This is a genomic window from Nostocoides australiense Ben110 (assembly GCF_001050535.1).
Classification (GTDB): domain Bacteria; phylum Actinomycetota; class Actinomycetes; order Actinomycetales; family Dermatophilaceae; genus Nostocoides_A; species Nostocoides_A australiense.
Genome location: NZ_HG764815.1, coordinates 1,174,492 through 1,183,780 on the forward strand (window position 1 = coordinate 1,174,492; position 9,289 = coordinate 1,183,780).

The 9,289-nt window shown below is 71.5% G+C and carries 8 protein-coding genes; 1 reads left to right on the top strand and 7 read right to left on the bottom strand.

Annotated elements, in window-relative coordinates; all coding sequences use genetic code 11:
• From BN11_RS05660 to BN11_RS05675, 4 genes are all read right to left on the bottom strand, one after another.
• A partial coding sequence (locus tag BN11_RS05660) for a phosphatase PAP2 family protein (protein WP_048695591.1) occupies window positions 1-745 on the bottom strand: 745 nt, incomplete at its 3' end.
• Window positions 742-2,313, bottom strand: a complete 1,572-nt coding sequence (gene guaA / locus BN11_RS05665) for a glutamine-hydrolyzing GMP synthase (protein WP_048695594.1) — start codon at window positions 2,311-2,313, stop codon at window positions 742-744. The genes guaA and BN11_RS05660, both read right to left, overlap by 4 nt.
• A complete protein-coding gene (locus BN11_RS05670; protein ID WP_048695596.1) occupies window positions 2,310-2,645 on the bottom strand; it encodes a DUF3817 domain-containing protein in 336 nt (111 codons plus the stop codon). The genes guaA and BN11_RS05670 overlap by 4 nt, the downstream gene beginning before the upstream one ends.
• Window positions 2,642-3,508, bottom strand: a complete 867-nt coding sequence (locus tag BN11_RS05675; RefSeq protein WP_053084016.1) for an SURF1 family protein — start codon at window positions 3,506-3,508, stop codon at window positions 2,642-2,644. The genes BN11_RS05670 and BN11_RS05675 overlap by 4 nt, the downstream gene beginning before the upstream one ends.
• A 332-nt stretch (window positions 3,509-3,840) precedes the next feature.
• Here BN11_RS05675 and BN11_RS05680 point away from each other — a divergent pair, with 332 nt between their 5' ends.
• A complete protein-coding gene (locus BN11_RS05680) occupies window positions 3,841-6,336 on the top strand; it encodes a helix-turn-helix transcriptional regulator (RefSeq protein WP_048695599.1) in 2,496 nt (831 codons plus the stop codon).
• Window positions 6,337-6,488: 152 nt separating this feature from the next.
• On the opposite strand, the gene BN11_RS05685 is transcribed toward BN11_RS05680, so the two are convergent.
• From BN11_RS05685 to BN11_RS05695, 3 genes are all read right to left on the bottom strand, one after another.
• On the bottom strand, window positions 6,489-7,232 hold the full coding sequence (locus BN11_RS05685) for an alpha/beta fold hydrolase (RefSeq protein WP_048695603.1): 744 nt from the start codon (window positions 7,230-7,232) through the stop codon (window positions 6,489-6,491).
• Window positions 7,229-8,206: a Rieske 2Fe-2S domain-containing protein gene (locus BN11_RS05690; protein WP_048695605.1), complete on the bottom strand. Its 978-nt coding sequence runs from the start codon at window positions 8,204-8,206 to the stop codon at window positions 7,229-7,231. The genes BN11_RS05685 and BN11_RS05690 overlap by 4 nt, the downstream gene beginning before the upstream one ends.
• Window positions 8,203-9,289: flavin monoamine oxidase family protein (locus BN11_RS05695; protein ID WP_048695608.1), on the bottom strand; the 1,087-nt coding region annotated here is incomplete at its 5' end. The genes BN11_RS05690 and BN11_RS05695, both read right to left, overlap by 4 nt.

Below are 9,289 nucleotides of genomic sequence, written 5' to 3' on the forward strand. Positions count from 1 at the left end.
CCGCGCGAGCGCCCGGGACCGGCCCCATGCCGAGCCGGTGCAGCACGAAGGCGCCGGCGGCGACGCCGAGCACGGCCAGCGCGCTGTGCCCGACCGCCCGATCGAATCCCGCGGGCCGGACCTGCAGCGGTTCGACCCACTGGGCACCGATGAGGGTCGCCACCGCCGCCCAGATCAGGACGACACCGACCGCAGCGATGACGTCGGCCGGTTTGTGCCACCGCTCGGCCATCGTGCCCAGCCCGGCCCCGCCGGCGATCGCGCCCGAGAGCAGGCACACCAACGGCCGCAGGATGCGCGGCGCGGCGATGATGGCCACGGCGGCCAGCGAGATCGCCGCCGTCGAGTGCCCGCTCGGCATGCTCACCCGCACAGCCGGATCGCTCGGCATATCGGTCAGGAAGCGCAGCTTCAGCAGTTGGGTGGTCTGGTTGGCGCAGATGACGAGCAGCGGCAGCGCCAGGGCGACGCGCCACAGCCGCCGGGCGAGCACGACGAGCATCGCGATCAGCGTGAGCAACAGCATCGTCGGGATGCGAATCTCCTGCAGCAGCGCGGTGATCCGGCCCGGACGGAACTCGTCGACCTCGAAGGAGACGACGACGTCCCGGTCGAGCCGGATGCCGGCGTCCGTGCGCAGCGCCAGCACGACGATGACCGACAGCAGGACGAGCCCTGCAAGGAAGACGAGGAGGACATCGGCGGCGTCGCGGAACGCGGAGCGCGGCGGCGGCTGCGGGGTCACTCCCACTCGATCGTCCCCGGCGGCTTGCTCGTCACATCCAAGGTGACCCGGTTGACCTGCTCGACCTCGTTGGTGATCCGGTTCGAGATGTGGGCCAGCACGTCATACGGCACCCGGGTCCAGTCGGCCGTCATCGCGTCCTCGGACGAGACCGGGCGCAGCACGACGGGGTGGCCGTAGGTGCGGCCGTCGCCCTGCACCCCCACTGAGCGGATGTCGGCCAGCAACACGACCGGGCACTGCCAGATGTCGCGGTCGAGGCCGGCCCTCGTCAGTTCGTGGCGCACGATGGCGTCGGCCGCGCGCAAGGTGGCGAGGTTGTCCGCAGTGACCTCGCCGACGATCCGGATGCCCAGCCCGGGACCGGGGAAGGGCTGGCGCCACACGATCGCCTCGGGCACGCCGAGTTCGAGCCCGACCTTGCGCACCTCGTCCTTGAACAGGTCGCGCAGCGGCTCCACGAGCGAGAACTGCAAGTCGTCGGGCAGCCCGCCGACGTTGTGGTGGCTCTTGATATTGGCCGTCCCCGACCCGCCGCCGGATTCGACGACGTCGGGATAGAGCGTGCCTTGCACGAGGAACTCCACCGGGTGCCCGTCCTCGGCCGCGTGCCCGACGACGTCGCGGGCGGCCTGCTCGAAGACGCGGATGAACTCGCGCCCGATGATCTTGCGCTTCTCCTCCGGATCCCTAACTCCCGCAAGGGCATCCAGGAACTGCTGGCGCGCGTCGACGACGACGAGGTTGATGCCCGTCGACGCGACGAACTCCTCCTCGACCTGCTCCGCCTCACCCTCGCGCAGCAGCCCGTGGTCGACGAAGACGCACGTGAGCTGATCGCCGACAGCCTTGTGCACCAATGCCGCCGCCACCGACGAGTCCACCCCGCCCGAGAGGGCGCACAACACGTGCTTGTCCCCCACCTGCGCGCGGATCTGCGCCACCTGCTCCTCGATGACCGACCCGGCGTCCCAGTCGGGGGTCAGCCGCGCCCCGGCATACAGGAAGTGCTCCAGCACCTCCTGACCGAACGTCGAGTGCAGCACCTCGGGGTGCCATTGCACGCCATACAGCCGGCGCTCGTCGTCCTCGAAGGCGGCCACCGGCGCCCCCGCCGTCGATGCCGTCACCCGCATCCCCGCGGGCGCCTCCGTGACCGAGTCGCCGTGACTCATCCATACCGACTGCTCGCGCGGCTGCCCGCGGAAGAGGGTGGACTCGGTGTCGGCCACCTCAACCCGCGTCTGCCCGTACTCGCGCAACCCGGTTCGCGCCACCGTGCCCCCGCGCGCCTGCGCCATCGCCTGGAAGCCGTAACACATGCCGAAGACCGGCACCCCCGCCTCGAGGAGCGCGGGATCGAGCGCCGGGGCCCCCTCGGCATACACGCTCGACGGGCCACCGGAGAGGATGATCGCCTGCGGGTCCCGCGCGAGGAGATCGGCCACGCTCGCCGTATGCGGTAGCACCTCGCTGTAGATCCGTGCCTCACGCACCCGGCGGGCGATCAGCTGGGCGTACTGCGCGCCGAAGTCGACGACGATGACGGGACGGCGGGCGGTGGTCACGCCGGAATGCTAGTCGCCGCGAATTCCGCGGCAACCTTGCGTTCGACCCAGAAGGACAGGAAGGGCACACATCCGGCGAGCATGATGCCGACCATCTTCGGCAGCGACCAGCCGGCCTTGAAGCCCAGATTGGCGGTCGCGGCCACATAGACGATGTAGAGGAAGCCGTGCGGCTGCGGCCACCAGTCGAGGGCGTGGTTGTCGAAGCCGTAGCGCAAAATGATCTCGGCGACCAGCACGAGCAGGCCGATGCCGACAATGAACGCCATGATCTCGAAGAACTTCAGTGCGCTCGCCAGTTTGGGATCGCGGTCGGTGGTCGGGGTGCTCATTGCTCCTGCTTGCCGGCGCTGACGCGCACGTCGGGGTCGGGGTCGGGTCGGGGCTGGGTATGCGGTGGCTCGGGTTCGCCGTGCCGGGCGCCAGGGCCGGCCGCATGCTCGGGCGCAGGGCCGGCCGCGCCCCGGACCGCAGGGCCGCGGGCGTCGGCCTGGACCATCTTCACCCACAGGAAGAAGGCGAAGGCCGCGAACACCCACCACTGCAGCGCGTATGCCGCATTGCGCCACTGCACCCCGGTGTCCGGTCGCGGTGGGGGCACGCGCGTGAGGGGGGCGGGCGCGTCGGAAGCCTGGGGGTCGCTCACGGGGGTCTCGCGCTGGGCGAACCCGAAGGCGTTGTAGAGGTCACCGGGCCAGGTGTTGACGAGTTCGGAGAGGTTGACGCTGCCGAGCGTGCCCGCCGGATAGGTACCCTCGGCGGGCGACTCGCCCGGCGCGAGGCTGGCGGTGACGGTCACCTCACCGCCGGGCGGCTCCGGCAGGACGGCCTGCGGGGTCCACCCGCGCAGCACCGGGAAGGTCGCCCCGGTGGCGGTGAGCCGCAGCGGGGTGATGACCCAGTAGCCGTCCACCCCACCGAGGAGGCGACCGGCGACGAGGACCTGGCCCGCGGCATACCGTCCGGTGGCGGTGACCAGGCGGCCGCCCGCCGCCGCGGGGAACTCGGTATGCGGCGTGAGCAGGGTTGTCAGCTCGGCCACCGGCTGCTCGCCGGCCTTGGCGATCGCGTCGGCGCGCGCCTTGTCGTGGGCGACGCCGAGTTGCCAGCGCCCCAGCTGCACGAAGGCGATCGCGATCAGCGCCGCGAGCAGCAGGAGCGCGAGCCACTTCGGCTTCACCGCGGTCCGCAACACCCGCTCAGCCTACGTCGCGCGCCTGGGGCGACCGCACCGCCATACCGTCGCCCGCTGCGCCGCCGCCGGGTGAACGGCAGGCGTCCGCGCTACCGCACGTCGATGGACAGTGGACGATCTCTCGGGCGCCGCGACGCGCGAAGTGGGCAACTTGCCGGTGGGTAGCCTCGCGGACTCCCCGATCCGGGCAGAAACTAACCAAGTCCTAACCTGATTTTTACCCAAATCGCCTGGTGGGGGCGCTGGCGGGTTGTTAGGTTCCCAGGCAAGTCAGATCGCGTTACACACGAGAGGGAGCAGGGCCCTCTCGACCTGGACACCGAGGAGGGATCGTGCAGGGGGACACCACGTCGGCGACGTCGACGCTCAGGGCGAGCGCGGCGCACCGGCAGGAGCACGAGGACCTGGCGGCCCGGGCCCGCACGCTGTTGAACGTCGATCCGGAGCATCTGCAACCGGTGGTCATCACCGGCCCCATCGGCGGACTGGTCAACTCCGCGATCCGGCGGGTCGCGGCGGCCAGCGACCTGCCCGGCTTCTGGCTGCACTCGCTGCCGCCGCGGCCCGACGGGGATCAGCGGTGCATCGTGCAGGAGGCGGCCCGCGACGGCGAGCAGGACGGCCTGGCCATGACGGCCGACGACATGGGCGGCCTGCTCGATCAGCTGACAGCGCAGGTGCAGGGGCCCGCGCTGCTCATCGTCGAAAGCGTCCAGCAGTTGTCCACCTCCTCGGCGAATGCGCTGGTCGTGTGGGCCCAGCTGGCGCGGTTGCGGGGCACGCGCCTGCTGCTCGGGTATGCCCCGGCCGCCGACATCGACGCGGTCGGGACGCTGGTCGCGATGAACCCGGAGGTGCACTGGATCGACGTGCAGTCGCCCTCCCCCGAGCGGCTGCGGCACGCGCTGGAGCGGGCGGCGCGGTGGACGGGTGCGGACGAGCTGGACCGCGCGGCCGCCTTCTGCGCCGGCAGTCCCGGACTGACGACCGCCGTATGCCGCGCCGCCGCGATCGAGGGTGAGGTCACCGACTCGCGTTTCCCGCACGTCTACGCCAATGCCCTGGAGAGTTCCGCCGTCCCGCAGCTGCTGCGGCAGGGTCCCGATGCCGTCGCCCTGGCGTTGGTCATGGCGCTCGCCGGTCACACCGTGGACGCGGCCGAGGCAGCCGGTGCCTTGGGCATCCTGCCGCGCACGGCGCGGCGTCTCGAGCGGTTCCTGCGCGAGAGCGGTCTGGCGCCCGACAGCCCGGAGGCGCAGGTGATCGTGCACCGGGTGGTCGCTGCCCAGGCGGGTCAGGACATCCGGCGCCGGGCGGCGAGCTGTGCGCGCGGTCTCCTCGAGGCCCACCGCGCCCAGGCCGTCGACCTGTTCGCCCTGCACTCCCTCGTCGGTGACGATGTCGCCGGGCGGATGCTGCTGGCCAAGGACATCTTCACCGCCGCCCTCTTCGAGGACGCCTTCGACCGAGCCTTGCAGGTGGCGCAGAACCTCGAGGCCACATCGAGCGATCCCGGGGAGATCGCCTGGGCCCGCGCGGCGCAGCTGGCCGTATGGATGCGCTCGGACTGGGCGGCGCTGCACCGGCAGCGCGAATGGCTGACCGACCCGGCGGTGCTCGCCGAACTCGACGGCGCCCGGCCCTCCGCGTGGCTGGCCCTCGAATCACCGGCCACGGTCGAGTTGCTCCTCGAAGCGCCAGCCGCCGACGGGGCGTGGAGCGGCCTGGACGCCACCTTCCTTTCCGGCCGGATGGCGACGGTCCCGACCACCTATCTGCGCGGTGTGGTCGCCGCGGCCGAGACCGGGCCCACCTATGCCAGCTATCTCGCCGTGTGTGCGCTCATCGGGCACCGGGCGAGCCCTCGGCTGGCCGCGTTGAGCGAATGTGCCGAGGCGCTCGGTGGGCCGCTGGGCGTCGGTGCTGCGCTCGCGAGCCGGATCGCCGCCGCGTGGCTGTTCCTCACCGACTACGAGGCCGCTGCCCGGTGGGCAGCCATCGCGGCGTTCACCGCGGCCGAGAACGAGGCCGCCGACTGCGCGATGGGCTATCTCATCGGCGCCCAGGCCCAACTGCGCCTCGGCAACTTCGGACGGGCCCGTGAGCAGGCCGAACTCGCCAAGACCAACTTCGCCCGCTTCAACGCCACCACGATGATGGACGTGTGCGTCTGGACGCTGGCGCACATCGACGCCGAGGATGTCGCCGGCGCCGAGCCGGCCGACGCCCAGGCGTTGGCCGCGGCCCTGCCGGATGCGGTGCACCCGTTGTGGATCGCCTACCGCGCCTATGTCTGCGGGCGCACCCTGTTGCGGCACGGCGAGACCGACGTGGCGGTGCGTTATCTCTTCGGCAGCGGGCGGGACCTTGCCCGCGCCGGCATCGAGAACCCGTCGCTGCTGAACTGGCTGCCGCACCTGGTGCGCGTCTTCCGGGCCGGCGGACTGACGGACTTCCACAACCAGGTGACCGACGACTTCGCCAGCCGGTGGCGGCGCTGGGACCGGATCGAGCCGGCGGCGGCCGGGCGACGGGTGCGGGCGCTCGCCGATGTCGGGACCGAACTGGGGCTGGTGCCCAAGGAGAGCCCCAACGAGCCCGGCCCCTCACAGCTGTCGCCGGCCGAGCGCAAGGTCGTCGTCGTGGTCCTCGAGGGGCTGAGCAACCGTGAGGTGGCCCGCAAGCTCTTCCTGAGCAAACGCACGATCGACACCCACCTGGGCAATATCTATCGCAAGCTCGGCCTGTCCTCGCGCGACGAGTTGATCTGCTGGGCCCGCCGGTTCCCGCTCAGCAGCGACGGGGCGAGCGAGGCGGCATACGGCTGACCGCCTGCCACCCCTGACCGCCCGCCACCCCCTTGCCATCACGGTCGTCTGCGGCCCGCAGTTTTCCGCCCAATGCCACTTCATAGCGGTGCGCCTCGCAACGTTCGCGAGGCGCACCGCTATGAACTCTCCCAGAGCCACGTGCTCGCGGGTCAGGCGCTGACGAATCCGGCGATGAGCCCGGCGCTCACCTCGGGGCGTTCCAGCAGCGGCAGGTGCCCGGCGCCCTCGATGATCTTGACCTGGGCCGCCGGGATCGCCTGGGCGATGGTGTCCGTGTTCGCAATGAACTGGGGCATGTCGTCGGTGCCGACGATCAGCAGCACCTCGGCCCGGATCCGCCCGAGCACGGCGGCGTCCTGGACGTGACTGGACAAGGTGGCCATCGCGCCGGAGCGCAGCTCGCCGAAGGGGTGTCCGGCGATGATGTCGGCCATCGCGGCATACCGCTGCGGGACCTCGCGGAGGCCGGTGAAGATCCGCGGGGGGTCGGTCATCCAGATCCGGGCGATGTCGGGGCCGGGTCCGAGTTCGCCGATGCGCATGGCGAGCATCCAGTATTTCGCCCGTGCCGCCGGGTCGTCCGGGACACCGGAGAGGGTCGGCGCTGCCAGGACGAGGCGGCGCACGAGATCGGGATGGTCGGCCGCCACCTGCAGGGCGATGCTCGAACCGAAGGACAGCCCGACGAGTTCGGTGCTGCCGGCCGCTCGCATCTCGGCAGCCACCATGTCGGTCCAGCCGGACATGCTGCGCGGCATCGGGGTCTTCGCCTTGGATCCGTGGCCGGGCAGGTCGATCCCGAGGTGGTCGCGGCCGGGCAGGAGGTCCCACAGCGGCTCCCAGACCCGCGACGACATCGTGTAGCCGTGCAGCCAGGCGATCGGGCCGGTCATGCGGAGGCTCCTGACGGTGCCGGGGCCGGGCTGGCGGCCGGCGGGAAGTCGGCCACGAACCGGCGGAAGGCGATGACTCCGGCGTCGAGGTCGTCCAGTTGCCACGGAGCGTCGGGGTCGATGTGTTTCCAGACCGCGATGTCCTGGGCGATGGCGATCTTGGCGCCGACGGCGATGCTGTCGAGCGGGTCGTGCGCGCCGCCGACGATCGCGACCCGGATGTGCACGCCCTCGCTCGTCGGGGTCGCCATGGTGACGATCAACGGCGGCCGGGGTCCCTCGCCGAACGCGGTGGAGACGATCGTCGGGCTGTATGCCGTCGCCTCGAATCCCGAACTGCGCGTGGGAGTTCCGCGGTAGTCGCTGACGAAGTCGTTCAGTGCCGCCGCATAGCGCATGTCGTACCACGGGTCGGCCATGGTGCGGAAGTCGCCACTGATCCGCAAGGCTCCGGAGGGCAGGGCCGTTGTGGTCATGGGGCCGAGGCCGGGCACCTGGTGCACTGCGCTGAAGTGGTCGGAGTCGAAGGCGTTCTCGACGACGAACTCCACCGGCATGTCGACCACCGCGTGCACCGCGACGCGGATCTCGCGGTCTGCGACGAGGCCGGCGAAGTCGACGGAGAAGTCGCAGTCCCCGACCGGATCGGTGGCGAACCGGGCGAAGACGAGGGGCCCCACCTGGAGGGTCGGGTGCGTGCTGACGAAGGGCCGCGTCGGGTGTTCACCGACGACGATCCGGCGGCCGTGGAAGGGGCAGACGACGCAATCCCGGTCCAGCACACCGCCATAGCCAAGGTGAGCGCCTCGGTGCGGACACGTGGCGTCGGCGAGCGTGAAAATGGCGTCACCGTCGTCGCTGGCGGTGCGGGTCACCATGAGCCGGCGGCCACCGACGTCGAGTGGGGTGATATCGGCGGTCAGCTCGTCCTCGGTGGCGACGAGATACCACCCGGCGTGCAGGGTCTGGTTCATCGGGACAACTCCTCCAGGATCGCGTCGACGGCGCGGCGGCCGCTGTGCCAGGCGCGGTCGACGTACGGATGCCCTTCGTCGGCCCACGCTGCTTCTCCCGCCATGTGGAGGCGCCCGCCCACGGGCGTCCGCCACTGCCGCGCAGCGTCGCCCGCGGGTTCGACCGGTGCGGTGAATCCGCCGCCGGCCAGCGGGTCGTCGTGCCACTCACGGACGATCACCTCGCGGCGATTGTCGGGCTGGACTCCAAGCGCGGTAACGGTTTTCGCCCAAGCCGCGCGGTCGCGGGTCCAGCCGCGCAGGCGGTATGCCGGGGCGCCCTTCGCCACGAGGGTCGCGTGTTCCTGTCCGTCGTTGGCCGTCAGGAAACCGACGCCGGGGACGTAGGCGAAGCTGTCCCCGGCCGCTGCCTCACCGAGAGGGAGGATCGCCACGGCTGCGGGTATGGCGCGCAGTTGGTCTCCTGCGGCGCGCTGCGCGGCCGGCATGTCAGGCAGGTCGATGGCGTGAGCGACGCTGGGCGGCGCGGTGAGGATGACGTGACGCGCGCGGATCTGTCCTGTCTCGCTCCGGACGACGACACCTGCGCCGTCGATACTGATGTGCCGCACCGTCGTTCGCAGGGTGACGGGCAGCTGGGCCGCGACCTTCTCGAGCGGGGTCGTCATGCCGCCCGGCAGCAGATGCTTCTCCCCCGGTGGTGGTCGCACCGCGGCGTCCGTCAGGTAGCGCGCGAGAGTCTCAGCTCCGGGGTCGATGCCGGCGATCTGCTCGGTCCAGCCGCGCAACAGGTCGCCGGTCGCCACGCTGGCTCCGGCGATGCGCACCGCGCCGGTCACCGCCAGCCGCTCGGCCATGAAGACCCCGAGGCTGCGATACACGCCCGCGATCAGCCGCTCTGCACGCAGCGGTCCGGTGGGATCCCCCTCGCAGTCCAACGGCTGCAGGGTCTCGCCGTCGAGCCAGCCGGCCGCGATCTGGGCGCCGTCGACGAGGCGCACGGTCGGGGCCGCGCCGGCCCACGACAGGAACGGGTTGTCGCTGCCGTGGACGACCTGCGCGCCGAGTTCGGCGGCGCGGCCG

Coding starts and splice junctions, on each gene's coding strand:
- BN11_RS05670 (WP_048695596.1), bottom strand. CDS start 2,645: ATGAGCACCCCGACCACCGACCGCGATCCCAAACTGGCGAGCGCACTG.
- BN11_RS05685 (WP_048695603.1), bottom strand. CDS start 7,232: ATGACCGGCCCGATCGCCTGGCTGCACGGCTACACGATGTCGTCGCGG.
- BN11_RS05690 (WP_048695605.1), bottom strand. CDS start 8,206: ATGAACCAGACCCTGCACGCCGGGTGGTATCTCGTCGCCACCGAGGAC.